A 24,781-nucleotide genomic window follows, 5' to 3' on the forward strand; every position below is an offset into this window, starting at 1 on the left:
AAGGCAGCGAACCGCACAAAGCGTTTAATCCAAAAAAATAAACGAATCGCGTACTACTCTTGCCAGAAACGACTGAATGACTTGCTCTAAAGCTGAGTCAGATTGATTAATGGTTACCTATCGCTGCAGTGACTCTTTTCGTATCAGCGCTAACAGAGCTCACACATACAATGATTAGAATGTTAATAAATGCAACTCAACAAGAAGAGTTGCGCGTCGCCCTTGTAGACGGTCAACGTCTATACGATCTAGATATCGAATCCGGTTCTCGCGAACAAAAGAAATCCAACATTTATAAAGGCCGAATTACTCGTATTGAACCGAGTCTTGAAGCCGCATTTGTTGATTTTGGTGCAGAACGTCATGGTTTCCTTCCTTTAAAAGAAATCTCCAAAACTTACTTCTCCAAAAAATCTAACCATGAAGGCCGAGTTAACATCAAAGATGTGTTAAGCGAAGGTCAAGAAGTCATCGTACAGGTAGATAAAGAAGAGCGTGGTAACAAAGGTGCAGCACTAACTACTTTCGTTAGCCTAGCAGGGCGCTACTTAGTTTTGATGCCAAATAATCCTCGTGCTGGTGGTATTTCTCGCCGCATCGATGGTGATGATAGATCTCATCTAAAAGAAGCAATGTCCGGCCTTAACACACCAGAAAATGGTGGTTTAATTGTACGTACCGCTGGCGTTGGCCGCTCTACTGAAGAGCTACAGTGGGATTTGGATTACCTTGATACGCTTTGGAATTCCATCACCAAAGCGGCTTCAGAAAAGCCTGCACCATTTTTGATTTATCAAGAAAGTAACATTGTTATCCGTGCGATCCGCGATTACTTGCGCGAAGACATTGGTGAAGTGTTGATTGATGAAAAAGACGCTTATCAAGATGCGATTAACTTTGTTATGCAGGTTATGCCGCATTTCAAATCTCGCATCAAGATGTACACAGACACCACACCTCTTTTCAATCGTTTCCAAATTGAAAGTCAAATTGAAACAGCATTCCAACGTGAAGTACGTTTGCCTTCAGGTGGCTCAATCGTTATTGACCCAACAGAAGCTTTAGTTTCCATCGACATCAACTCTGCCCGCGCCACCAAAGGCGGAGATATTGAAGAAACCGCATTACAAACAAACCTAGAAGCAGCAGACGAAATTGCTCGTCAACTACGCTTACGAGACATTGGTGGCTTGGTCGTCATTGATTTCATCGACATGACACCTGTGCGCAACCAAAAAGAAGTCGAAAATCGCATGAAAAATGCGCTTGAAGCCGACAGGGCTCGCGTTCAAATTGGTCGCATTTCTCGCTTTGGACTTCTTGAGATGTCACGACAACGCCTTCGTCCATCATTAGGAGAAACAAGCGGTATCGTTTGTCCTCGCTGTAATGGCCAAGGTTTCATCCGTGACGTTGAATCTCTAGCCTTGTCAGTACTTCGCTTAATTGAAGAAGAATGCTCGAAAGAGCGCACGTCTCAAATTCGTGCAGTCTTGCCTGTTTCCGTTGCCACTTTCTTGCTAAACGAGAAACGTACTAACATCGCAAAAATCGAAAAGCGTAACAGTGTTCATATTATTCTTGTGCCAAATCCACACATGGAAACACCGCACTTTGAAGTTGAACGTATTCGTGACGATAGCACGGTTATTTCTCAGAACGATAACAGCTATACTTTGGTTGAAACACCTGAACAACCACCGTATGAGCCTCGTCAAACAAGTGAAAACGTGCGCCCACAAGCAGCAGTAACAAGTATTGCACCGAAGTCACCAGCTCCGGCGCATACAGAAACATCTGCAGCGACGCAAAGTAGTGCCCCTAAAGCGAAAAAACCAGGTCTTGTCGCTCGTATCTTGACAGCTTTGTTCGGGGATTCTTCTAGCAAGCAATCACCTAAACAGAAGAGTAAAACAAGCTCTCCAAAATCAAATACGACAACATTCTCATCACAAAACGATCGCACATCAAGCAAAACGACTGGCAATCGCAGTAACCGCAACAAGCGCAATGTAAAGCATCAAAATTCTGATCGTGACAATACAACAGAAAAGAGCCAAAGCCGCTCTACTCGCCAATCTCGCAGAGAACAAGCAGAAGCTGCCACGAAAGGAAACAACCGTCGAAATAACCGTAACAACAAGCAAGACAACTTAGATTCTAAGGTTGAAAAGCAAGAGTCAGCGGTTAAGACTCCTCGCCAGCCGCCTAAGGCGAAAGAAGTTCCTGAAGTAAAAGAGCGAAAACGTGACCGTAATGATAACCGCCGTCGCAGTGGCAAGTTAAAAGATGAAGCTTTAGAAGCAGCAAAACTACAAGAGCAAGAAGATGCCGCTCTAGTGGAAGCCGCTACAAACACATTAACAGAAAACAATGAAAGTACTGATGAACCACAACGTCGCTCTCGTCGCTCTCGTCGCTCTCGTCGCCCACAAAAAGACGAAGCAAACACTCAAGAAACAACTGAGAATGTAATCGAGAAAGTTGAGAAAGAAGTGGAAAATGTAATGCCAGCATTAGAATCTACTCCGGTCGTAGAGGCTAAAGCAGCTGTTGCATCAGAAAAAACGGTTGAAGAATCAACACCTGAACCAGAAGCTAAGCCTCAAGCCAAAGCGACTAAACCTAAAATGTCGGTTAAAGCTCAAATGAGTAAAGTGGAAGCGACTCAAAAGGACAGCGAAGACGCAATAAAAACTGAAGCACCTGAAGAAGCAGCCGCTGTGGTTGAAATTCCAAAAGTAGAAGAACCAAAAGCAGAAACTATCAAGGAAGAAACATCAGCATCTGAATCTGAATCTGAATCTGAATCTTCAAAAGTGGAAAAGCCAAAGGTAGAGATTGCTAAAGAAGAAGCTTCAGTAATTGAAACTCCAAAAGCTGAAGAGCCTAAAGTAGAAACTATCAAGGAAGAAGCTCCTGTTGTCGAAACGGTAGAAACAGAATCTCCAAAAACTGAGACGCCTGTTGCTGAAGTAGCTTCAGCAGAAAATGCAGCAAACAAACCAGCTGAATCAGCAATAACGGACAGTACTCCTACTGAAAATACTGATATAGCTCCTGAAACTAAGAAGCCTGCGCGCGCACCTCGTCGTGGTCGTGGAAAACCAGCAATGACACCCGCTGCAGAAGTGAAAGCGCCTGTTGAGCTACCAGCAGCCATTCTTGCACAACAAGAAAAGCTGCGCTTAGAGCAAGAGGAAAAGCGCAAAGCAAACACCTCTCGTCGACGTGCTAATACTGGTCGAGTGAAGAACGACCCAAGATTAGCCCGCGAAGATAACGGTGCAGAAACTGCCTCAAACTCTAATGTAGAATAATTTTTCTTATCTATTTAGACTGAGTAAAGAGCCCGCCCATGCGGGCTCTTTAGCAACTAAAAATAGATACTTCAATGTATTCATATGAACATACAGAATGCACAGGTAAAACCTAATGGTCATTGATTTTTCTCGATTTAAAGATTGGAACCTAGTTGGTGATTTGTTTGGCGGAGCTACAACAGCCATCGTTTCTCTCCCGCTTGCTCTCGCTTTTGGTGTAGCGTCAGGAGCAGGTGCAGAAGCCGGATTATGGGGGGCTATTCTGGTTGGTTTCTTTGCTGCTGTTTTTGGTGGCTCAACTAGCTTGATCTCTGAACCAACCGGCCCTATGACGGTTATTATGACAGCCGTATTAACCAGTATGATCGCCAACAGTCCCGAAGGCGGGTTGGCTATGGCCTTTACTGTTGTCATGATTGCAGGCTTGTTTCAAATAACACTTGGTTACTTGAAACTCGGAAAATACATTACTTTAATGCCCTACAGCGTTATTTCAGGCTTCATGTCTGGTATTGGCATTATACTCATCGTATTACAGTTAGCGCCTTTCTTAGGCCACCCTTCTCCAGCAGGTGGCGTAATGGGAACAATAAGCGAACTACCAAGCTTAATTTTAAACCTACACTTTTCAGAGTTATTCCTAGGCTTATTAACTCTGGGCGTATTGTTTTATCTACCTAAAAAGTGGCGTCGTTATATTCCCCCACAACTGGTTGCCTTGGTAGCTATTACTCTTGTTTCGATTATTTTATTTGATAACGATGATGTTCGACGAATTGGTTTGATCCCATCCGGCCTACCTTCTATTCAATGGCCACATTTCGAGACTTCTGTTTTTGTTGAAATGATTATTGATGGCTTAGTTCTAGGAACATTAGGTTGTATCGATACTTTATTAACTGCCGTCATAGCGGACAGCCTTACTCGTAAGGAGCACGACTCTAATCGTGAATTGATTGGCCAAGGGATAGCAAACTTAACGTCTGGCTTTTTAGGTGGTCTACCTGGAGCCGGAGCAACAATGGGTACGGTTGTAAATATCCAAACAGGAGGAAAGTCTCCTCTTGCCGCTATCACACGTGCGTTTATTTTATTGCTCGTCGTACTTGGAGCTTCTCAATTAATAAGCCCAATTCCAATGGCTGTTTTAGCTGGTATTGCACTTTATGTTGGTCTTAATATTCTTGACTGGAGCTTCTTAAAGCGCGCTCACAAGGTGGCACTCTCTCCTACTATCATTATGTATGGCGTGATGGCGTTAACTGTATTTGTTGATCTTATGGTTGCTGTTGGTATTGGTGTCTTTATTGCCAACATCATGACTATTGAGAAATTAAGTCGCCTTCAATCTGGTAACGTAAAAGCCATTAGCGATGCTGATGATGACATTCTATTAACAGAAAAAGAAAAAGAATTACTGGATCAAGCCGATGGCCGTGTTTTGCTATTTTATCTCTCTGGCCCAATGATCTTTGGGGCAAGTAAAGCAATCGCCAAACATCATAATAGAATCCATAACTATAAGGCTGTGGTATTAGATTTGAGCGCGGTTCCTATGATGGATCTTACGATCAGTCTCGCATTGGAAAATGCCATTAAAGATGCTGTAGAAGCCGACTGCGCCGTTTATATCTTTAGCCCTAATGGACAAACCACTGAACGATTAGAAAAACTAGGGGTTTCAAAGCGACTACCACACAATGCATTTTGCGATTCAAGACACTCTGCTTTATTGCTTGCTGTGAATAATCTTTCTTAGCTCAAAACGAAAAAGACAAACTTATACTCATAAAAAAGCCTCGCTATGCGAGGCTTATCTTAAATACTTAAATTGATTAAATTACTTCGCGCTCTACTAGCTCATCAAATTCTGCTTGCTGTTGACGCTCCAAAGGGCTTTCAACATCATTGGCATTAAGATGATGCTGGCGACCGGAATGCTTCGCTTTGTGTTTAATCAGTTGCTTCTCCAATTTACCAACTAAAAGGTCAAGTGCAGGTTTAAGCTGCTTATCCGTCTTAACCGTTGCAAAAAGATCATGACCAGGAATATGCACACTGGCTTCGACTATTAATTCATGAATTTCATGCTTTTCTGTATTAAGAATCACTTTGATGCTCGTAATTTGATTGTTGATACGAGATAAATGATCCATTTTTTCTTTAACGACTTCTTGAACTTCTTCACCAGATTGGACGTGATGACCGCTAATATTCAATGTATACATAAAGAATTTCCTTCTGTTTAAGTCAGGTGTTTTGATTATTTAAGTCTTACTCCTCCTCTTTTCTTCTACTGTTAACTATAATCTATGGACGAACTGATTGAATTTCAATCCCCATAATGTAAATACTTGTTCAAGATCAAGAATGTATTAATTTCTTCCCGATTTTTCATGATCGAATACATTTTACGCTTTATTTATCAATAGCATACGGATTGAGGTCTAGCAAACGATTACTGAAACAAAGCCAGTTATCACAACTTAACCGCATCCGATAAATCCTGTACAAAATAGCAAGGAAGACAAATAAGGCAACAGGAGTAAATAACTGCTTAACCAAGTATGCCCCCCAATGTGTCTCCCAATATGAAACCTACAACAATAACGACAAACAATGATGCTTTACGTTTATCAAAGCTTTCTCCTCTTAACACACCATCTATCATGATGCCCAAATCAGTAAAAATACCTGTTAGATGAGTAGTCCGGAGAACTGCACCGCTATATGTAGTTGCTAATGCATTCTGGAGTCCGCAAGCTGCTTATGCAAAATAATGACCTGTCGCATGATCATTTAATAAAGAAAACATAGCCATTAATAGCAAAATAGCTTCAACAATAAGCAGTAAATCATAAAACCGACCGAGCTTTAATAATGCTCCAGTTAATATGAAATCGAAGAAAACAGAACCTGCGACAAAACTAAGCAACCTCCCTATTCACTATAGAAGACGATTCAAGAAAGCGAAAAGAACAATTGAAATTAACTTTAATATAAAAAAAAGAAGCAAAAAAAAAGCGCTTGCCATAACAGCAAACGCTTTTTATTAATCTAGGTCAAACGACATATCAATCGTTCAACAAGATTCTCAACATACGACGCAAAGGTTCTGCGGCTCCCCACAATAATTGGTCACCAACAGAAAAGGCACTAATATACTCAGGCCCCATATTCAATTTGCGAATACGACCTACTGGAATATCCAGTGTGCCTGTCGCAGCAGTTGGCGTTAAACGCGTCATAGTTGCTTCTTTATCATTAGGAACAACACTCACCCAGTCATTGTGCTGAGCAAGAATTCCTTCGATATCCGCAACTGGAATGTCTTTATTTAATTTGATCGTGAATGCTTGGCTATGACAACGCATCGCGCCAATGCGCACACAAAGACCATCAACAGGAATAATAGACGAAGTGTTACCAAGAATTTTGTTGGTTTCCGCTTGCGCTTTCCACTCTTCACGACTTTGACCATTATCCAATTGAGAATCAATATATGGAATCAAACTACCAGCTAAAGGCACACCAAACTGATCAACAGGCATAGTATTAGAGCGCATTTGCTCAGCGACTTTACGATCAATATCTAGAATAGCACTGGCAGGATCAGCAAGTTCAGAAGCTACTGAGCTTTGCAACATACCCATTTGGTTGATGAGCTCACGCATATGGCGTGCCCCACCACCAGAAGCGGCTTGATAGGTCATAGATGTCATCCACTCAATATGACCTTTTTCAAATAAGCCACCCAGAGCCAACATCATCAAACTAACGGTACAGTTACCACCAGCAAAGGTTTTTACGCCATCTTTCAAACCTTGTTTGATGACGTTTTGGTTGACAGGATCAAGTACAATAATAGCCTCTTTCTCCATACGTAATGAAGAAGCGGCATCAATCCAGTAACCATTCCAACCAGCAGAACGCAACTGAGAGTAAATCGCTTTGGTATAATCCCCACCTTGGCAGGTAATAATAATATCCATCTTCTTCAATGCTTCAATATCTGTCGCATCTTGGAGCAATGGAATATCTTTACCAATCTCTGGCCCTTTTTGCCCCGTTTGAGAAGTAGTAAAAAATACTGGATCAATATGATCGAAGTCTTTTTCTTCTCGCATACGTTGCATTAACACGGAACCAACCATTCCGCGCCAGCCGACTAAACCTACAGTTTGTTTTGACATGGTTATCTCTACCTTTTTTGTGGGGTCGCTCATACCAAGAGCAATATCCCGAGTGAAAACACTTAATACCTTTTTGTATTAAGCTTTTAATGCAGCCAGTACCGCATCGCCCATAGCTTGCGTACTCACTGTTTCGCATCCTTCTGATGCAATATCTGCCGTTCTTAAACCCTGATCTAGAACCTTACTTACGGCTGTTTCAATAGCATCAGCCGCTTCTTTAGCATCTAAAGAATAACGTAACATCATAGCAACAGATAAAATTGTCGCCAATGGGTTAGCAATGCCTTTTCCAGCAATATCTGGAGCAGAACCATGGCATGGTTCATACATACCACGACCCTCAGCATTCAAAGAAGCAGAAGGAAGCATACCGATGGAACCTGTTAGCATCGCTGCGGCGTCGGATAGAATATCACCAAACATGTTGCCAGTAACCATTACATCAAACTGTTTTGGTGCTCGAACAAGCTGCATTGCAGCATTATCCACTAGCATATGAGTCAATTCGACATCAGGATACTCTTTCGCTACTTCTTCCATCACTTCTTTCCAAAGTACCGTCACTTCCAAGACGTTGGATTTGTCGATTGAACACAAACGCTTACCTCGTTGACGAGCCGCTTCAAAAGCAGAACGAGCAATACGACGAATTTCCGATTCGTTATAAACGTATGTGTTAAAACCTTCGCGTTCGCCATTTTCTAAAGTACGAATACCGCGAGGCTGTCCGAAGTAAATACCGCCAGTTAATTCACGAACAATTAGAATATCTAATCCAGCAACAATTTCTGGTTTCAGACTAGACGCTTCCGCCAATTGTGGATACAAAATAGCAGGTCGTAGATTCGAAAATAACTCAAGATTAGAGCGTAATCCTAATAAGCCTTTTTCTGGGCGTACCGCCATATCCAAGCCATCCCACTTAGGTCCACCAACGGCACCCAGTAAAATAGCATCGGCCGCTTTGGCTTTGCTTAATGTATCTTCTGGCAGAGGTGCGCCTGTCTCGTCGTAAGCCGATCCTCCGACTAAAGCGCTTTCATGCTTGATATTCAAAGAATATTGTTCATTTACAACATCCAACACACGTACAGCTTGTGTGACGATCTCTGGACCAATACCATCACCTGGCAACACCAATACATTTTTACTCATATCAAATCCTTAAAGCGATTGTCTTAATTATTATTTCTCACGTGACAAGAAAAGCCACGGTGCTTCATTCATGCGTTTTTCTTCGTAACGGTGAATGGCGCTGTCTTGTTGTAGCGTTAAGCCGATATCATCTAAACCATTCAATAAACAATGCTTACGGAAGTTATCAACTAAGAAACTAAATTCGGTACCAGAAGGCGATGTCACGGTTTGCTTTTCTAGATCAATGACAATCTGAGCACCCTCTTTTGCTGTTACTTCAGCAAATAATTGGTCTATTTCTTGATCTTCTAAAACGATGGGCAACAAACCATTTTTAAAACAGTTATTGTAAAAAATATCAGCGAAGCTTGGTGCTATAACTGAACGAAAGCCATAATCATCCAAAGCCCAAGGCGCATGTTCACGACTCGAACCACAACCGAAATTCTGACGAGCAAGTAATACACTCGAACCTGCATAACGAGGTTGATTCAATACAAATTCTTCACGCAAAGGCCTGCCTTCACAAGATTGGTCTGGCTGGCCTTCGTCTTCATAACGAAGTTCATCAAATAAGTTTTTACCAAAGCCTGTACGCTTGATGGATTTCAAGAATTGCTTTGGAATAATCATGTCTGTATCGACGTTTGCCAAATCCAAAGGAGCGGCTAAACCTGTGTGCTGAGTAAAGGGACGCATACTTTCTCCTTTTTAGTGTTTAACAAAATCATTAACATCAACGAAATGACCAGCAATTGCAGCAGCGGCAGCCATCGCAGGACTCACCAAATGCGTACGACCACCAAAGCCTTGGCGACCTTCAAAGTTACGGTTAGAGGTTGAAGCACAATGTTCACCCGCCCCTAATTTATCCGCGTTCATCGCCAAACACATAGAACAACCAGGTTCGCGCCATTCTAATCCAGCGTCTTCAAATATCTGATGCAGACCTTCTTTCTCGGCTTGCTCTTTAACCAAGCCAGAACCAGGAACCACAATCGCTTGCTTCAAGCTAGACGCCACTTTGCGACCTTTTACAACTTCTGCGGCAATACGTAGATCTTCAATACGAGAGTTAGTGCAAGAGCCAATAAATACACGATCAAGTGTCACATCAGCCAATGTGGTTTTGCCCTCTAAGCCCATGTACTTCCATGCTCGTGCATAACCTTCTTTTTTCACTGGATCGGTTTGATCTTCAGGGCGAGGAATAGCCTCATCAATCGCGATGACCATTTCTGGAGAGGTTCCCCACGTTACTTGGGGCTTAATATCTTCTGCTTTTAAAATAACCACTTCGTCAAACTGTGCCTCTTTATCCGAGACCAAATCTTTCCAAGCTTCAACAGCCATATCCCACTGCTCACCTTTTGGTGCATAAGGACGATCTTTAACATACTCGATTGTAGTTTCGTCTACAGCAATCAAACCTACGCGAGCACCCGCTTCAATCGCCATATTACAGACAGTCATACGACCTTCCATAGATAGGGACTGAATACCTGTGCCACCAAACTCAATCGCATAACCTGTACCTCCAGCGGTACCTATGGCGCCAATAATGGCTAATACCACGTCTTTTGCGGATACCATAGGTGACAATTCACCGTCTACACGCACCAGCATATTGCGACTTTTCTTTTGAACTAAACATTGAGTCGCTAATACATGCTCAACTTCTGATGTGCCAATACCATGAGCCAAAGCGCCAAAAGCACCGTGAGTCGATGTATGAGAGTCACCACAAACCACTGTCATTCCAGGAAGCGTCGCACCTTGTTCTGGCCCAACAACGTGTACGATTCCTTGGCGAATGTCTTTCATATCAAATTCAGTAATGCCGAATTCGTTGCAGTTATCATCTAATGTCGTCACCTGAATTTTAGAAACAGGGTCTTCAATACCCTCAACACCAGAGATTCGCTCTGTTTTAGTTGTTGGTACATTGTGATCTGGCGTCGCCAAGCTTGAAGATATTCTCCAAGGCTTACGTCCCGCTAATCTTAAGCCTTCAAATGCTTGAGGTGATGTCACTTCATGAAGCAATTGTAAATCGATATAAATTAATGCACTGCCATCATCTCGTTGCTGAACAAGATGACTCTCCCACAGCTTGTCATAAAGTGTTTTAGCGGACATAACTTCTCTCCTCAGAATAGTATTGCGCTATCCTAAAACTTTCGTTTAAATAACTCAAATTCATATTTTTCATGTTTTGGATAACCTTTAGGAATGCAATCGTTATGCTTGAAATTGGCGAATTACTCACTTTTATTAAAGTCGCTGAAACAGGATCTTTTTCAGAAGCCGCTGCACAGCTTTTTGTCACTCAACCCGCCATTAGTAAGCGTATAGCTGCCTTAGAGTCTGGTCTTGGTGTGACACTTTTTGATCGTATAGGCCGACAAGTAAAACTCACTGAAGCAGGTACTCGTCTTCTTCCCAAAGCTCAAAAAATGGCGGAAGACTTGCAAGACATCAAACGCAGCATGACGTTGCAAATAGAAGGTGTAAAAGGTGAATTAAGAATATCTACAAGCCATCACATAGGTTTACGACGACTGCCTAAATCATTGAAACACTTTCAAAAGAATTACCCTGAAGCGCAATTAGATATAGAGTTCACTCAATCAGAAGAAGCCTATCAAAGTGTTTTAAAAGGCAATGCGGAACTTGGCATCATTACACTCTCCAATAAAGAGCACCCTCTCATAGAAGCTCAACCGATTTGGTCTGATCCATTAACTTGTGTGGTCAGCCAAGATCACCCTTTAGCCACAACGAAAGATGTGGATTTAATAAAGTTAGCCAAACACACTTGTGTGCTACCTAATAAAAACACCTTTACTCGCCAAATAGCCGAACAAGTATTTGGCAAACAAGGCTTGAAGCCAGAAGTAAGGATGAATACAAACAACTTAGAAACACTCGCTATGCTGGTGAATATTGGCTGGGGATGGTCTTTATTACCCTCCACCTTGGTTGATGAAAAGTTATGTGTATTAAACTTGCCAGATCTCAATATAGAAAGGAAACTCGGGATAATCTATCACAAACAAAAAACACTTAGCCGCGCCGCCATAGCCTTTATTGAATTACTACAAAGTGAAAGCTCTTAGAGGTTTTATCGTTTTTGATTAACTAACAGAATAATCAATGCCAGAGCACTGGTACAAGATGATGCTGTAAAAGCCCATTCACCGCCAGCCCACTCCCACAAATAACCAGTCAACACCATACCTAAACCACCACCTAATCCTATGGCAAAAGCGCTGTACATAGCTTGCCCTTGCCCTGCATAACGCTCAGGAAAAAGACGTCGCACTTGTTCAATTGAAACCATGTGAAATAACGCAAATGTGATGCAATGCAATAACTGAGTAAATGCCAACACCCAAATGCTAGAAACAAACCACCCTACTAGAAACCAGCGAATAATTCCCACAACAAAACACAGAGCCACTAAATGCACGACATGGTAATGCTTAATCAAATTACCAAAAAACAAAAACAAAAGAATTTCAACAATGACCCCAAGAGCCATTAACAAACCGATTTGATCACCACTGTAATTAGCATTCGATAAGTGCACAGCAAAAAATACATTAAACGGTGCATGGGACATAAAAGCTAAAAACGCCAAGCCAAAAAACAGCAATGACTCAGGCTCTTTAAGTAGGGAAATAAAAGAAGTTGTATGCTTGGTTTTATGTTTTTCGTACTCTTGCTCTTTAACAAAAAGTGTCGTGATAACGGTGAGAGAAAGAAAAGCACACATCGATGGGATAACAATCCAAGCACCAAAGTGTTCTATCAAAAAACCAGCACCTACCACAGCGACAACATACCCAATAGAACCGCCAACGCGAATTCGAGTATAAGGCACATTTAAATAGCGAATACTCCTAACCACTAACGCATCTGTCATAGGCAATAGTGCAGAATAGAACAATGCCATGACGCAAGTTAGTAGCCAGAAAGTTTCAAATTGATTTGTCCAATTAAAGGGCAATAAAGCAATAAAACACCCTATCACGGCAAGTTGTAAAATGCGTCTGGGTAAGCCTATTTTCGTCGTCAGCCATCCCCAGAAATGAGGAATAATAATACCGGACAAAGTGAAAGTGGACATGAGCCTTCCAATCTCTGAAGCCGTCAAGCCAATCGATTTATAATAAACAGAGATATATGGCATCATGACGCCTATCATGGCGCAAAAGAAAAAATAAAAGAAAAACAATGGCCAAGCTATTGGGCGTGCATTCTTAGCAAACATGAGTGGCTCCGAGAAAGTGCATACGATGAGTACAAAAACTGATAATAGAGATTACAGGAAAACAAGAACATTTCAGTATGCTAGATAACAAAACTAAATGCCTGCTATTTCATTCTTTATTTCAAGCAGGCATATTCAACCAACATTTTGATCTAGACGAGTGCTTCTTGATCCGGCCAAGCATTAATAATGGCTTTCACCAGCGTAGCTAAAGGAATCGCGAAGAAAATCCCCCAGAACCCCCATACACCACCGAAAAACAAAACCGCAACAATAATCGCCAATGGATGAAGATTAACCGCTTCAGAAAATAGCAAAGGCACTAATACATTACCATCTAATGCTTGAACGACTAGATATGCAGCAACAACGTAAAGGAATTCATTGCCTGTTCCATATTGATAAAATGCTACTAATACCACAGGAACCGTCACAGCAGCAGCACCAATATAAGGGATTAATACTGAAAGGCCGACCAATAATGCTAATAACTCAGCGTATCTAAGTCCAAACACCAAAAAGACAATGTAGGTTACAATTCCTACCACTAGCATTTCGATGAACTTACCACGAATGTAATTAGCAATTTGCTCATTCATTTCGTGGGCGATATTACGCATCATTCTTCTTTCTTTAGGCAACCATGAGGTCAAGTAACTCAGTATTTTTTCCTGATCTTTTAATAGGAAAAACATAACTAAAGGCACCAAGACTAAATAAATCATCAAGGAAAACAAAGACGGTATGCTCGACAAGGAGAACGACACTAACCATTGCCCGAGATTTGCGGATTCATTTGCTAAAGAATTCACAATTTCATTAATAGAAGCTTGGCTAACATACTCGCTGTGCCCTTCGGCGAACTGTAGAATTTCATCACGAATACCAGTAAACATGCGTGGTGCATCTTGAACAAAGCGCACAGCTTGATGCCAAATAATAGGTGCCATTATACCAATAAAGACACCGCAAGCACTCAGAAATGAAAAGAACACTAAAAATACTGAGGTTTTATGCCCAACACCTAATCGTTTTAATCTATCCACCACACCTTGGAGCAAGAACGCTAAAACAATAGCAACCAATACTGGTGCTAAAATCCCACCCCAAAACGCTAAAGCAACTAATGTAGTAATTAATAATAGGAGAAAAACAACGACTTCTTCATTCGAGAAATATCGCTTTAGTAGGGTATCAACAATTCTAAACATATAAATCCATCTTAGTTTTTCTGAATCAAAAAGGTATACACATCGTCTTCTTCGCTTACAGACAACAAAGAAAAATCAACTAACTCTACGTAATGAGGAATATCTCTCATAGAACCGGGATCACTCGCTTGAACAAGTAAGCGCCCTCCTTTTTCCATTTTACTCAAAGACAATTTGGTTTTAAGTAACGGCATTGGACAGCTATCTTCTCTTGCATCCAAGATTACGTCATACTGACTACTATGATCGATTGTCATTCTTCATTTCACTCAAATGTATTTGTTCTTATCTAACCAATTGGTTCGTCATATTATGAGACTATTTTCAAACCTTACAACTTTATTCGCTTATTTCATCTTCGTATCTTCATTCTCTGTTTCCACGCCTGCGTTCTCTGTTATTCCTGATTTAGAAGCAAATCAAGATGAGCGCTCTCTTTCAAATCCGTCTTATGTATTAGGCCAACACTGGTTTCGTCAATTAAATGGCAGTCGCGCCTTAATCGACTTTCCTCCTGCTTATAACTACCTAAAGGAAACTTTGTCTCACATTCTTCCGCAGACAAACCTTTACAATAAGCAAGTTGAGCTGACCTTACTGAACAGCTCCCAAAGTAACGCTTTTGTGATTCCGGGTAGCCACATGTTCATTTACTCAGACATCATGGAAACCATTTCTAACGAAGATATGCTTTATGGTTTATTGGCTCATGAAGTAGCACATTTAGACTTGAGACACTATGAGCGTCAAAGTGAAAAAACATCACAAGAACTTTACAAAACCTTGGCACTCATTGGAGCAGGTATCGCTGTCGCATTGGCTGGAGCCGATGCAGATACCACAAACGCACTGTGGCTTGGCGGCATTGCGAATCAAGCCGAGAACCGACTAAGCTACAGCCGTAATCAAGAACAAGAGGCAGACAGGAAAGGACAAGAATATATAATTAACGCTGGATTACCAGCTGACAGCATGTCCAAACTCTTCCAAGCCTTCTTTAAAAAGGCACTCGGCAGACCAAAGCTTGAGTTTTTATCCACCCATCCTTCTCCAGACACAAGACTGTCAGATTCGTTCCATGCAGACACCAAAGAAACAATTTTAAACTATCGAAAGCCAACGGATTTTGAATATTTTAGAGCCAGTTTGTTGTCGTATCGAGCAGGATTAGAAGAGCAACCTTACGCTTATTTAGATCAGCATATTCAAAATGATGATGCACGCCTCTTCGCCAAAGCGCTCTTCTCTTATCTGACGCATTCCCCCGAACGTTCATTGTCTTTCTTATCAAAATCCACACAAGACAATGCATTCACAGACTACTTAAAAACATTAAGCTTTATCTCAATAGATAAAAAAACAGACGCTCAAATCGTGGTTCAAAAGCAGCTAGAGATCGCCCCAAATGATATCATTTTCTCAATGCTAGATGCCCAATTAAATCACACCAAACCACCTCAATTGCCCCTTGAGTATCTGTATGAAAAACGCTTATTCTGGCGCGGCAATATTCAATACTTCCAATCAGTGAACAACCTATCTATGGCGTTACACTTCCAAGCACAATTAAACTTTCACCAAGGCGACAGCAAAACCGCGTTATTTATCCTCGAAAGAGCACAAAGAGATGCCAACACGTCAGATAAAGAAACCATTAGAAATACGAAGGCATCATTTGAAAAAATAATACAAACAGAAAAACTAGAAGATATTGACCATGAAGATTAAACCCTCTTCATTTAGAATGAAGTTAAATTGACGTATTTTCAGCCAACGCATCCAAACTTTCAATGCTATTTGGGTAAGGTTTTATACAATCAATTGGACTCACATTTACACAGGTAGGCTGATCATAATGACCGATGCACGCAGTACATCAGCTCGAATCAATTTAAAAAAATTCCTTATCCATATACATAGCCTCATTTGAGCATGCGGGTTGGCACATATCGCAGTTAATACATTTTCCATTAATAAGTAATGCTATCACTGTGACGCCACGCGTTTCTTAAACGGATTATGCGTATCTTGGTTCTCCTCTAGGTTTCGCATCAAAATAGAAAACTCAAGATTGACAGAGCCTGAAACAGGAATCATAGTTCTATGATCTTGATGAGCGCGTCGTTTCAAGAAACTTCAGGTATCTCCTCAGTGGGCTAGGTATTTTTAATACTTTAAATAGATCTGTGTGATGCGAGACACATAATAAAAAGGCTTAGTAAGCCCTTTTATCTTTAAACTGTGATCCCTTATTTATGTTAATCTCTCAACGTATTGAATTACCCTGAGACCTTTTGAGTTCATAATGTAAGTGCCGTATTCATCTACAAACGCTGGCATAATTCACAGTATTTGCCTGAACGGATAAATGTCATCGGAATAACAGGCTCTATGTCTTTAAAATAGGAATTACTTCGTTGTGTGGTGCGCGATGTTGATACTACATAAAACTTCTTATTCAAAGCATGAGCTTCATTAATAGCGACTTCAAACATTTCTAAATCAAATTCGTTATTACGAACTCTTCAATTGAATCTTGGTGATCTGCATAGACTGCGCCAGCACAATAAGTAAATGCGTAGCGCATATTTTTTAGACTATCTGACGGAGAGAGTTGCTCGGGTGTGATTAACGAAGGCGAAATCGTCTGTGGCATGTGCGCTCCATACATCGAGCTGAGGTCAAGCCAGTTGTACGAGTTAGTAAAGCACCGGAGTATAAACTCACAAAAAATCTTATATTTTGACTAAAGTCATACAATTATGAATTAGTGTGTTTAGCTTATTTGTATTAGAATGAGCCAATGAAGATATACTTTATATTAGATGCAACGATGGCGCTCTGAGTTCACACTTAGTAAAGACTTTTCATTTAAACATTTTTATGTCAGAACATAGTTAAGGTCTGAACAGATATGCCAAAAGAATATGTTTTAATTCAATACCCTATGACTTTCAAATATATAAATAGAAAACGCTCTATACTGCCTATTTGTGTGCTTAGATATCTCACTTACGCCTTATTCTCTTTCTTATGTTTACATGTTCATTCGTCGGAAGTAACGCCAGACACACCTATTTCCGAAAAAGAAATACTACAACAAGCATTATCACTCTTCAGTGATAAGGATTATGAGAAGAGTGCCGAACTTGCAAATCAAGCCCTTCTGTTAGCTCAAGATAATGTCAATTTAAAGACCAAAGCCCGAACTCATGTATTGCTCGCGGAACTGGCTAAAAAGCAAAAAAATACCGTTCAAAGTGCCACACACTATCGTCAAGCTGCTTTAACTTATGAAAGTATGCAAGAATTTGACAAACAAATTAGATACGCGAGTGAATATATTAATTTACTTTTAAAAACAAAGAATTATGAACTAGCTCATTCAGTTGTTGACAGTCTTATTAGTAAAGTTGATCCTCACAAATCTGATTTTTTTAATGCGGTAGCACTGTCTGCAAAAGGTAATGTTTATTTCGCTGAAAAAAGCTTCCATAAAGCTGAAATAAAGTACAGCAGAGCCATTCCGCTTCTTACAGCTCCTGATAAAACCACACAAAAAAAACGTGGCGAAGTGTTCAAAAAAATGGCTGAAACCCATAAACGCTTAAAAAATAGAGAAGAGACAGCATTTTTTTATAAAGAAGCTCTTACTGTTTTCACCTCTCTAAATAGTATGAAGAATATGGCCAGAACGCTTAACACACTAGCAGAGGCAGAACGTTACTTAGAAAACTACGAGGAAGCTCTAGACTACTCTATTCGTTCTTTAGCTATACATGAGAAAATTAACGATAAAGATGGGCAAGCAAAAGCATTAATGGGTGCCGGTATCATTTATCGACATATTGGTCGCTATGAAAAGTCCCTCAATAGCATTCATCAAGCTCATTTACTCTATAAAAAAATGAATGATAGAGGCGGTATTGCTAAAACCTCAAATGAAATGGGTTTGCTGTATTCTAGGCTCAAAGAGTTTGACCAAGCGAGATCATTTTATCAGCTGACTGTAGATCAACCAGAGAATCAAGTTCAACCGAAAACACTTGCTGCAGCATTGCGAGAAATAGCTGTTATTGACCTAAATTCGGATCAGTACGAATCTGCCAGAATAATGGCCAACAAAGCCTATGACATTTATAAAAAAGAAAAGGATGCAGACAAAGGTGCACTTACTGCAAGGATCATTGCAAATACTTACCGCGATCAAAAGGACGATACAAGCGCCATTATTTATTATAAAGAGTCTTTGGAATTAGCCAAGCAAGCTGGCAGCAAAATATACCAAATGAAAGCACAAACCCCACTCGCAGCCATATTGCGAGATACAGATACAGATGAGTCAATTCGTCTTCTGCAAAGCGCACTGCAATTGTCTATTGAAACGGACTCTATCTCACATCAACTTTATACTTACCGAGAACTTCGTAAAGCTGAGAAATTACGCAAGAACTTCGAAAGCTCCTTGAGTTATGCAGAAAAAGAAATCTCACTCTCTCTAGAGATACAAAAAGAAAATGAAAAAAATAAACTCGCTCTCGAAAGAGCCAAGCTTCACTCTCATAAAATAGAGATGGAATTAGAGTCTCTCAAAGAAAAAGCGCAATTGGATAAGCTTGCTCTTGAGAAACAAACTTCTGAAACAGCAATGGCAGAACAAGCTAGAAGAATTTCCGAGCTTAATTTAACCAAAAACAAATACGCGAGTATCGCTTTAGCCTCACTATTGGCAGTATGCTTACTGGTTGCATTTTATATTTATAGTCGTTTTATTGATTCAAACAAACGCAATAAAGAGCTCGACTATTTAGCGGCTCGCGACCCTCTCACGAATTGTTACAATCGACGTATCTTATTCAAATTTATGAACCGCGACTTTGCAGATTCGGAACAAATAAAAGAATATTGCATTATTCTTGCGGACATAGATCATTTCAAATCCATCAATGATAATTATGGTCATAGTACAGGCGACTCAGTACTTTGTGCGGCGGCCCATATACTACAAAAAAATGTTCGTAAGAATGATATTGTCGCACGCTTCGGTGGTGAAGAGTTTTGTATCATCTTGCCTCATACAACCAGTGAAAAAGCTACGCAAATTGCAGAAAGTTTACGACACAAAATTGAATTGCATGATTTTGACCAAGTTTCATTAACATGCAGCTTTGGTATTAGCTCAACGCAATTTGATGCTAAAACACCAAGAGAGCTAATTGATCAAGCAGATGAAGCACTTTTTAAATCCAAAGCAAATGGTCGTAACTTAGTCACTCTGTGGCAAGCTGAACCTAATAAACCAGAATAAAAATGAAAAGCGTGTTTTTATATTTATTCATTGTATGCAGATTGATATATTCAAACTGGTAGGGGAAACAAGCAATATTTGCTAATCTGCTGTTTCAATCTGGATACGATGCTTATGACACCTTTTGCTTTAATTGATAATTTAGAACATTTACCTAACCCGTTTACCCAGTTCGATAGTATTGCTTCGCATTTACAGGACTACACTCCACTTTTAAACAGTTCAGAATATCGTCGAGACCTACAACTCGCTTTGTGTTTCATTTACAGTTATAACGGCTCTCAAGCGACATTTAATTCTTACCGTCGTGAAGTTGAGCGTTTATTGCTCTGGTCTTGGCATATCAATCAGTGCCCTTCTACACAGTTACGCAGAGACCAAATAGAAGAGTTCATCCACTTTTGCATGGCACCACCTGAAACTTGGATTGGCATAAAAAACGTCGCTCGCTTCAAATTGCACATGGGAGAAAGAGCGCCCAACACAACATGGCGACCTTTTGTGGCGCATGTAAGTAAATTAGACTTTAAAGACGGCGATAAGCCAAAAGCCAAGCAACACTCTCTGTCTCAAGCAGCGATTCGCGCCACCTTCTCTATTTTATCGTCTTATTATGGCTTTCTGATGCAGGAAGACGCCGTACAACAAAACCCTGTTGCCTTGATCCGACAAAAAAGCAAATTTGTAAAAAAAGAAGTCACGCGTAAGCAAGTACGACGAATCTCAAACTTACAATGGGATTATGTCATTGAGACGGCGGAGCTTTTGGCCGAAGAAAATCCAATGGTTCATGAACGCACCTTGTTTATTATGAATGCATTGCTTGGTATGTATTTACGAATTTCCGAATTGGTGGCTGACGAACGCTCAGCACCGGTTATGGGAGACTTTATAAAAGACACAGATGGTCATTGGTGGTTTAAAGTGCTCTCAAAAGGCAACAAAGAGCGCCTTGTTGCGGTTTCTGACGACATGTTGTCGTCTTTGATACGTTACCGCCGCTCTAGAGACCTTCCAAGCCTACCAACCATTGCAGAAAATACCCCGCTGGTTCCAAAAACGCGTGGCCAAGGAGCAATGAGCAGCTCGCGACAAGTAAGAAATATTGTTCAAGCCTGTTTTGATAAGGCTTACGAAAGAATGTGCGAAGACGGCATGCAAGCTGACGCAGAAGATTTGCGGGTCGCTACGGTTCATTGGTTAAGACACACAGGGATTTCAGAAGACGTCAAAACTCGACCAAAAGAACATGTTCGAGAAGACGCAGGTCACGCCAGTATGGCAACCACAGACAAATACATAGACACAGAGTATCGAGAACGCCATGCAAGTAGTCGCAAAAAGACGTTGCGGCCTAATTAGTTAAGAGTCATCTAATTTTAGGTTATTTCGCCCAACGACCTAAGCTTTGCTCATCTTTTGCATTAGCAGAAACCCATTGTTCCTCATCTCCTTGGGTTTCTTTCTTCCAAAAAGCCGCTCGGCTTTTTAAGTAATCCATTATGAAATCACAAGCCGCAAACGCTTCCGCACGATGAGCTGCACTTACACCAACAAACACAATTTGATCATCTACGGATAATCTCCCAACTCGATGAACCACAGCAACATCTAATAAAGACCAACGAGTATTAGCCTCATCAACAATGGCTTGTAGGTTATTTTCAGTCATTCCCGGATAATGCTCTAACTCGAACGAACACGCTTCTTTCGGTAAATCTGAAAACTGCCTAACCAAGCCGACAAACATAGCTACCGCACCTGTTTTATTGGCTTGCAACAAGTTTTTGTATAAGAGATCGACCTGAAAATCTTCTTCTTGGACTTTAATCATCTAACCTCCCGTCACAGGTGGAAAGAATGCAACTTCTTTCACATCTATTGGGATCAAGTCCTCATCGCGCGCAAATTCAAAATCCACAGAAGACTGAATTCCCATTTCAAATATCGCATCGCCTTTGTCTAACTCATTTGATAACTGCTGTTTCAGTTGTCCAATGGTTATCGGTAAATCAAGCTCTGCAAGGTGTGAATTTTGGCCTATTTTTTCTTTTAAAGAAGCAAAAAATACAATATTAACTTTCACCGCTATCTTTACTCCAATCACCACTCTTTCCGCCTTTTTTCTCAAGCAGGGAAACACGCTTGATTACGATACCTTTATCAACAGCTTTACACATATCGTAAAGTGTTAATGCTGCGACACTGGCTCCTGTCAATGCTTCCATCTCAACACCGGTTTTTCCAGATAAAGCACAGGTACATAAAATTTCCAACTCATAATTGCTAATTGTGTTTATCTCTACACTCACTTTAGTCAGCATTAATGAATGACACAAAGGTATGAGATCCGACGTTTTTTTGGCGGCTTGTATTCCAGCAATACGCGCAGTCGCTAAAACATCACCTTTTGGCAAACCACCTTCAATCACTTTTGTTAATGTAGAAGGCTGCATGGTCAAAATCGCTTGTGCAGTGGCAGTACGTTTAGTGACACTCTTGTCTGAAACATCCACCATATGCGCATGGCCTTGATGATCTAGGTGGGTCAATTTATTGCTCATAAAACTCCTAAACAGAGTACGTTAATTCAAAATATCGCCTATATTTTAAGAAAGCATAGATGATTGCAAGCAAAGACTACTACGAGCAGTTAATATCTCAGTTTTCACAAGCCATTTTAGGCTAAATTTCACAAAAGTAGACAGAGATGACAATTTAAAATGTGATTATTTAATTTTGTTCATGCCGCAATTGTGGAGTCTAACTGTACTCGCAAGCGATTATGTTCAGCAAAGCTGACAATACATTCCCAACCTTCAAAGAAACTCAACCTATATCCGTCAAAGACTTACTATTAACCCAATTTGATGAAGAATTTCACATTGAATCTCAAAACTTCTCCGGCGCCACTCATACCACCAACCTTATAAAGAAATACAGTTTGAACGCGCAGCAATTCACGATAGAAGTAATAGAAACCAGTATTTTCCAAAACAACGACACTGTACTGAATAATGTTTCACAGCGATATCAAGCAGGTTTTAAATTATCCATCGACCTATGTTACCGGAACAATATCTTGATCTTCTCAAAGAAGTCGATGCATCTTTGTCGTCGCCAATAAATGATGCATAATGAGTGAACTCACTCACCTTCTCATTAAACATGGTTAGTATCTAAAACACATGAGCCTCATTGACGACTTTCGATTACTGGATATTCCAACCAATGCTGATGAGCAAGAAGCTAAAGCTGCTTTTAGACGTTTAGCTCGTCGCTACCATCCTGATAAGAATCCAGACACAGATACAACCGAAATGTTTCAGCGCTTACAAGCGGCTTATGAGAATGTCAGCAACGCCATTCGTCAAGGAACGAAAGTGGATGACTGGAAACCTTTTAGTTTTAGCGAAGGCACATCTTCGAACACCAGAAATCGATACAGTGCTCACTCTACTGCAACCGACAAAGAGCAAGAAGCCTTCATAAAAGAACGACAGCGTGCATATGAAGAAATGAAGCGCAACAACGCACATCAAGACAAAGTACGTGATGAGGCAATAAAAACAGCACGCAACACTCTGAATGAAAAAAGGCTAAAAGCTCTCTATGAAGAAGCATTTAAAGCATCCAAAGGCTTCTCTCCTGACGGTTTCACGAATAAAGTACATACTCAAACCGACATTCCACCTTATCAGTCCTTTGTTGATGACGAAGAAGACACATTCCAACCAAATTATAGTAAGCAAGAAAAAGAACCCATCAGCCAGCCAATACGATTAGATGCAGCCAAGGCAGCATTTCGTTCTGCGACCTATATAGCCTGCTTTGCGGCTGGTATTTATGCCACAATTTATTGGCAATCTTTTCAAGATAACGAAGTATTAGAAGAACGAGAAGCTACTTATATTAGTGGTTTATATCCGCAGTTCAGAGTAGGAATTAATCACACTTTCAGCAACATCAATTTGTATTCAGAGCCTGATTTATCAAGCTCAGCACTATTAAATGTCCCGAAAGACTCTAATTTACAAAGCATCAAAATGCAGGGGGATTGGCTAACTGTTCGTTTTCAAGACGTAAGTGGCTGGGTGGAAGCAAAGAACATAGGTTATGGAAGTATAGAAAACGCAAAAAACACGGGATGTATAGGTCAACCAGGCGCTTCACCATCTCACGGAGAAAAGATTGGCCAAGCAGAAGGAAAAAGCCGCCTTCGGATTTTAAACCAGCTCCCCCAACACAGTATGCTTACCTTCCAGTCCCATGATGGACAAAAGCCATTTTCCATCTACCTTTATGGCAAACAATCTTATGCAGCCAATTATATTCCGAGAGGCCGTTATCGATTGGTGTTAGAAACTGGTTCCCTGTATCATCACGGCTGTAACCAATTCCTCCTTAATAATACAACCAAAGTTATCTTAGACAATGTCGATTTCGCTAGCACCGAGCAATCATTAACTCTAAAACCCTAATCCGTTTAAGAAACCATTAACCTTGAGTACTTCACAAACCATGCTAAGTAATATCCGAATCGTATTAATCAACACTTTTCACCCTGGAAATGTCGGCGCCATAGCCCGTGCCATGAAAAACATGGGGCTCACCAATTTGTATCTTGTTGATCCAAATGACTACCCATCAGAAGAAGCCACCAGCCGTGCAGCAGGTGCAGTCGATCTACTGGAAAACGCGACAATAGTTTCAACACTACAAGAAGCCATTGAAGATTGTAGCTTGGTAATTGGCACAAGCGCCCGTCATAGAACCTTTCAGTTACCCATCATGAATGCTAGAGAATGTGCTGAAAGTGTGATTCCTGAAGCAGCGGAGCACAATGTCGCCATTCTTTTTGGGAGAGAAACCACAGGACTTCTAAATGAAGAAATCGCTCAATGCCATCGCCAAGTCTACATTGATGCGAATGATGAATACCCAGTTCTAAATATTTCACAAGCCGTACAAATCATCGCTTATGAGATATGGATGGCAAGTCAGAACAAAGATTTCAAAAATACAGAAACACCAGAATACCCAAGAAAGAAAGACATGGATCTTTTTTATGAGCACTTAGAAGATACGCTTTATGGAATAAACTTTGTTGTGCGTAATCACCCAGGTAAAGTATTAGATAAACTACATAGATTCTTCAACCGATCGCGTCCAGAAAAACAAGAGTTAGGCATTTTACGTGGTGTATTAGCTGCGGTTCAAAGAGAAGCTGGATTAACAGAAGCCAATAACCATCCAGAAAAAAGAGCAAAAGACGATCAAGATCAATCTTGATTAAACTGGTCACTAACAAAAAATGCGGCTCAAAATGC

At 40.7% G+C, this 24,781-nt stretch carries 21 protein-coding genes; 9 read left to right on the forward strand and 12 right to left on the reverse strand.

The genetic code is table 11. The annotated features are described in order from the left end of the window. Positions 1-179: 179 nt before the first annotated feature. Positions 180-3,320, forward strand: a complete 3,141-nt coding sequence (rne, locus tag ABFY09_RS10390; RefSeq protein WP_347984251.1) for a ribonuclease E — start codon at positions 180-182, stop codon at positions 3,318-3,320. 115 nt (positions 3,321-3,435) lie between these two features. Further along, positions 3,436-5,082 carry a SulP family inorganic anion transporter gene (locus ABFY09_RS10395; RefSeq protein ID WP_347984252.1) on the forward strand — a complete coding sequence of 549 codons (1,647 nt, stop codon included), beginning with the start codon at positions 3,436-3,438 and terminating at the stop codon, positions 5,080-5,082. A 76-nt stretch (positions 5,083-5,158) separates the two neighbouring features. Here the strand turns inward: ABFY09_RS10395 and raiA are convergent, their stop codons facing one another. The 5 genes from raiA to leuC form a co-directional block, all read right to left on the reverse strand. Then, positions 5,159-5,551 (reverse strand): ribosome-associated translation inhibitor RaiA, encoded by a 393-nt coding sequence (raiA, locus tag ABFY09_RS10400; RefSeq protein WP_317004073.1) that lies wholly within the window; start codon positions 5,549-5,551, stop codon positions 5,159-5,161. An 846-nt stretch (positions 5,552-6,397) separates the two neighbouring features. Continuing rightward, a complete protein-coding gene (gene asd / locus ABFY09_RS10405; RefSeq protein WP_347984253.1) occupies positions 6,398-7,516 on the reverse strand; it encodes an aspartate-semialdehyde dehydrogenase in 1,119 nt (372 codons plus the stop codon). Positions 7,517-7,594: 78 nt separating this feature from the next. Further along, positions 7,595-8,674, reverse strand: a complete 1,080-nt coding sequence (leuB, locus tag ABFY09_RS10410; protein ID WP_347984254.1) for a 3-isopropylmalate dehydrogenase — start codon at positions 8,672-8,674, stop codon at positions 7,595-7,597. A 30-nt stretch (positions 8,675-8,704) separates the two neighbouring features. Then, on the reverse strand, positions 8,705-9,355 hold the full coding sequence (gene leuD / locus ABFY09_RS10415; protein ID WP_347984255.1) for a 3-isopropylmalate dehydratase small subunit: 651 nt from the start codon (positions 9,353-9,355) through the stop codon (positions 8,705-8,707). A 12-nt stretch (positions 9,356-9,367) separates the two neighbouring features. Then, a complete protein-coding gene (gene leuC, locus ABFY09_RS10420; protein WP_347984256.1) occupies positions 9,368-10,795 on the reverse strand; it encodes a 3-isopropylmalate dehydratase large subunit in 1,428 nt (475 codons plus the stop codon). 104 nt (positions 10,796-10,899) lie between these two features. Between leuC and ABFY09_RS10425 the strand changes: the two genes are divergently transcribed. Next, positions 10,900-11,775, forward strand: a complete 876-nt coding sequence (locus ABFY09_RS10425) for a LysR family transcriptional regulator (RefSeq protein ID WP_347984257.1) — start codon at positions 10,900-10,902, stop codon at positions 11,773-11,775. A 5-nt stretch (positions 11,776-11,780) separates the two neighbouring features. Here the strand turns inward: ABFY09_RS10425 and ABFY09_RS10430 are convergent, their stop codons facing one another. The 3 genes from ABFY09_RS10430 to ABFY09_RS10440 form a co-directional block, all read right to left on the reverse strand. Beyond that, entirely contained in the window at positions 11,781-12,932 is a 1,152-nt protein-coding gene (locus ABFY09_RS10430; protein WP_347984258.1) for an MFS transporter, read from the reverse strand. A 152-nt stretch (positions 12,933-13,084) separates the two neighbouring features. After that, on the reverse strand, positions 13,085-14,143 hold the full coding sequence (locus ABFY09_RS10435) for an AI-2E family transporter (protein WP_347984259.1): 1,059 nt from the start codon (positions 14,141-14,143) through the stop codon (positions 13,085-13,087). A gap of 11 nt (positions 14,144-14,154) precedes the next feature. Beyond that, entirely contained in the window at positions 14,155-14,400 is a 246-nt protein-coding gene (locus ABFY09_RS10440; RefSeq protein ID WP_347984260.1) for a sulfurtransferase TusA family protein, read from the reverse strand. A 55-nt stretch (positions 14,401-14,455) separates the two neighbouring features. Here ABFY09_RS10440 and ABFY09_RS10445 point away from each other — a divergent pair, with 55 nt between their 5' ends. After that, a complete protein-coding gene (locus ABFY09_RS10445) occupies positions 14,456-15,871 on the forward strand; it encodes a M48 family metalloprotease (protein ID WP_347984261.1) in 1,416 nt (471 codons plus the stop codon). Positions 15,872-16,640: 769 nt separating this feature from the next. Here ABFY09_RS10445 and ABFY09_RS10450 read toward each other — a convergent pair. Next, the gene (locus ABFY09_RS10450) at positions 16,641-16,799 is read right to left on the reverse strand and encodes a hypothetical protein (RefSeq protein ID WP_347984262.1); all 159 of its coding nucleotides are present in this window, start codon (positions 16,797-16,799) and stop codon (positions 16,641-16,643) included. A gap of 258 nt (positions 16,800-17,057) precedes the next feature. Between ABFY09_RS10450 and ABFY09_RS10455 the strand changes: the two genes are divergently transcribed. Further along, positions 17,058-19,451: a diguanylate cyclase gene (locus tag ABFY09_RS10455; protein ID WP_347984263.1), complete on the forward strand. Its 2,394-nt coding sequence runs from the start codon at positions 17,058-17,060 to the stop codon at positions 19,449-19,451. A 114-nt stretch (positions 19,452-19,565) separates the two neighbouring features. After that, positions 19,566-20,813 carry a site-specific integrase gene (locus tag ABFY09_RS10460; RefSeq protein WP_347984264.1) on the forward strand — a complete coding sequence of 416 codons (1,248 nt, stop codon included), beginning with the start codon at positions 19,566-19,568 and terminating at the stop codon, positions 20,811-20,813. Between the two features lie 22 nt (positions 20,814-20,835). Here the strand turns inward: ABFY09_RS10460 and ABFY09_RS10465 are convergent, their stop codons facing one another. The 3 genes from ABFY09_RS10465 to moaC are packed head-to-tail and all read right to left on the reverse strand — an operon-like array spanning position 20,836 to position 22,015. After that, entirely contained in the window at positions 20,836-21,285 is a 450-nt protein-coding gene (locus tag ABFY09_RS10465) for a molybdenum cofactor biosynthesis protein MoaE (protein ID WP_347984265.1), read from the reverse strand. Further along, positions 21,286-21,537 (reverse strand): MoaD/ThiS family protein, encoded by a 252-nt coding sequence (locus tag ABFY09_RS10470; RefSeq protein ID WP_347984266.1) that lies wholly within the window; start codon positions 21,535-21,537, stop codon positions 21,286-21,288. It lies immediately after the preceding gene. Next, a complete protein-coding gene (gene moaC, locus ABFY09_RS10475) occupies positions 21,527-22,015 on the reverse strand; it encodes a cyclic pyranopterin monophosphate synthase MoaC (RefSeq protein ID WP_347984267.1) in 489 nt (162 codons plus the stop codon). Before moaC ends, ABFY09_RS10470 begins: the two co-directional genes overlap by 11 nt. 221 nt (positions 22,016-22,236) lie before the next feature. On the opposite strand from moaC, the gene ABFY09_RS10480 reads away from it, so the two are divergent. From ABFY09_RS10480 to trmJ, 3 genes are all read left to right on the forward strand, one after another. Beyond that, on the forward strand, positions 22,237-22,578 hold the full coding sequence (locus ABFY09_RS10480; protein ID WP_347984268.1) for a hypothetical protein: 342 nt from the start codon (positions 22,237-22,239) through the stop codon (positions 22,576-22,578). Between the two features lie 61 nt (positions 22,579-22,639). Continuing rightward, positions 22,640-23,932: a J domain-containing protein gene (locus ABFY09_RS10485; RefSeq protein ID WP_347984269.1), complete on the forward strand. Its 1,293-nt coding sequence runs from the start codon at positions 22,640-22,642 to the stop codon at positions 23,930-23,932. Between the two features lie 40 nt (positions 23,933-23,972). After that, positions 23,973-24,743: a tRNA (cytosine(32)/uridine(32)-2'-O)-methyltransferase TrmJ gene (gene trmJ / locus ABFY09_RS10490; RefSeq protein WP_347984352.1), complete on the forward strand. Its 771-nt coding sequence runs from the start codon at positions 23,973-23,975 to the stop codon at positions 24,741-24,743. The last annotated feature ends 38 nt before the right edge of the window (positions 24,744-24,781 follow it).

Source organism: Marinomonas sp. 5E14-1 (assembly GCF_039939215.1).
Lineage (GTDB): Bacteria > Pseudomonadota > Gammaproteobacteria > Pseudomonadales > Marinomonadaceae > Marinomonas.

What these genes read in the sequence shown, in the direction of transcription:
- ABFY09_RS10445 (WP_347984261.1), top strand. Translation starts at nt 14,456, where the DNA reads ATGAGACTATTTTCAAACCTTACAACTTTATTCGCTTATTTCATCTTC.
- leuD (WP_347984255.1), bottom strand. Translation starts at nt 9,355, where the DNA reads ATGCGTCCCTTTACTCAGCACACAGGTTTAGCCGCTCCTTTGGATTTG.
- asd (WP_347984253.1), bottom strand. Translation starts at nt 7,516, where the DNA reads ATGTCAAAACAAACTGTAGGTTTAGTCGGCTGGCGCGGAATGGTTGGT.
- ABFY09_RS10430 (WP_347984258.1), bottom strand. Translation starts at nt 12,932, where the DNA reads ATGTTTGCTAAGAATGCACGCCCAATAGCTTGGCCATTGTTTTTCTTT.
- leuC (WP_347984256.1), bottom strand. Translation starts at nt 10,795, where the DNA reads ATGTCCGCTAAAACACTTTATGACAAGCTGTGGGAGAGTCATCTTGTT.
- ABFY09_RS10395 (WP_347984252.1), top strand. Translation starts at nt 3,436, where the DNA reads ATGGTCATTGATTTTTCTCGATTTAAAGATTGGAACCTAGTTGGTGAT.
- ABFY09_RS10440 (WP_347984260.1), bottom strand. Translation starts at nt 14,400, where the DNA reads ATGACAATCGATCATAGTAGTCAGTATGACGTAATCTTGGATGCAAGA.
- trmJ (WP_347984352.1), top strand. Translation starts at nt 23,973, where the DNA reads ATGCTAAGTAATATCCGAATCGTATTAATCAACACTTTTCACCCTGGA.
- moaC (WP_347984267.1), bottom strand. Translation starts at nt 22,015, where the DNA reads ATGAGCAATAAATTGACCCACCTAGATCATCAAGGCCATGCGCATATG.
- ABFY09_RS10450 (WP_347984262.1), bottom strand. Translation starts at nt 16,799, where the DNA reads ATGCCACAGACGATTTCGCCTTCGTTAATCACACCCGAGCAACTCTCT.
- ABFY09_RS10425 (WP_347984257.1), top strand. Translation starts at nt 10,900, where the DNA reads ATGCTTGAAATTGGCGAATTACTCACTTTTATTAAAGTCGCTGAAACA.
- ABFY09_RS10435 (WP_347984259.1), bottom strand. Translation starts at nt 14,143, where the DNA reads ATGTTTAGAATTGTTGATACCCTACTAAAGCGATATTTCTCGAATGAA.
- rne (WP_347984251.1), top strand. Translation starts at nt 180, where the DNA reads ATGTTAATAAATGCAACTCAACAAGAAGAGTTGCGCGTCGCCCTTGTA.
- ABFY09_RS10480 (WP_347984268.1), top strand. Translation starts at nt 22,237, where the DNA reads ATGTTCAGCAAAGCTGACAATACATTCCCAACCTTCAAAGAAACTCAA.
- leuB (WP_347984254.1), bottom strand. Translation starts at nt 8,674, where the DNA reads ATGAGTAAAAATGTATTGGTGTTGCCAGGTGATGGTATTGGTCCAGAG.
- raiA (WP_317004073.1), bottom strand. Translation starts at nt 5,551, where the DNA reads ATGTATACATTGAATATTAGCGGTCATCACGTCCAATCTGGTGAAGAA.
- ABFY09_RS10485 (WP_347984269.1), top strand. Translation starts at nt 22,640, where the DNA reads ATGAGCCTCATTGACGACTTTCGATTACTGGATATTCCAACCAATGCT.
- ABFY09_RS10460 (WP_347984264.1), top strand. Translation starts at nt 19,566, where the DNA reads ATGACACCTTTTGCTTTAATTGATAATTTAGAACATTTACCTAACCCG.
- ABFY09_RS10455 (WP_347984263.1), top strand. Translation starts at nt 17,058, where the DNA reads ATGCCAAAAGAATATGTTTTAATTCAATACCCTATGACTTTCAAATAT.
- ABFY09_RS10465 (WP_347984265.1), bottom strand. Translation starts at nt 21,285, where the DNA reads ATGATTAAAGTCCAAGAAGAAGATTTTCAGGTCGATCTCTTATACAAA.